This window comes from Bacillus sp. CBEL-1, from assembly GCF_004348885.1.
GTDB classification, from domain to species: Bacteria; Bacillota; Bacilli; order Bacillales; family Bacillaceae_H; genus Priestia; species Priestia aryabhattai_A.
On sequence record NZ_SBIM01000017.1, the window covers coordinates 1 to 642 of the forward strand.

The 642-nt window shown below is 55.5% G+C and carries 1 rRNA gene; it reads right to left on the bottom strand.

Going from position 1 to position 642, the window contains the following annotated elements:
- Window positions 1-642: ribosomal RNA gene (locus tag EPL02_RS19980) — 23S ribosomal RNA — on the bottom strand; the annotation flags it as partial.

Below are 642 nucleotides of genomic sequence, written 5' to 3' on the forward strand. Positions count from 1 at the left end.
CCGTGCTTCCACCTCTGACCTATCAACCTGATCATCTTTCAGGGATCTTACTAGCTTGCGCTATGGGAAATCTCATCTTGAGGGGGGCTTCATGCTTAGATGCTTTCAGCACTTATCCCGTCCACACATAGCTACCCAGCGATGCCTTTGGCAAGACAACTGGTACACCAGCGGTGTGTCCATCCCGGTCCTCTCGTACTAAGGACAGCTCCTCTCAAATTTCCTACGCCCACGACGGATAGGGACCGAACTGTCTCACGACGTTCTGAACCCAGCTCGCGTACCGCTTTAATGGGCGAACAGCCCAACCCTTGGGACCGACTACAGCCCCAGGATGCGATGAGCCGACATCGAGGTGCCAAACCTCCCCGTCGATGTGGACTCTTGGGGGAGATAAGCCTGTTATCCCCGGGGTAGCTTTTATCCGTTGAGCGATGGCCCTTCCATGCGGAACCACCGGATCACTAAGCCCGACTTTCGTCCCTGCTCGACTTGTAGGTCTCGCAGTCAAGCTCCCTTGTGCCTTTACACTCTACGAATGATTTCCAACCATTCTGAGGGAACCTTTGGGCGCCTCCGTTACTCTTTAGGAGGCGACCGCCCCAGTCAAACTGCCCACCTGACACTGTCTCCCAGCCCGAT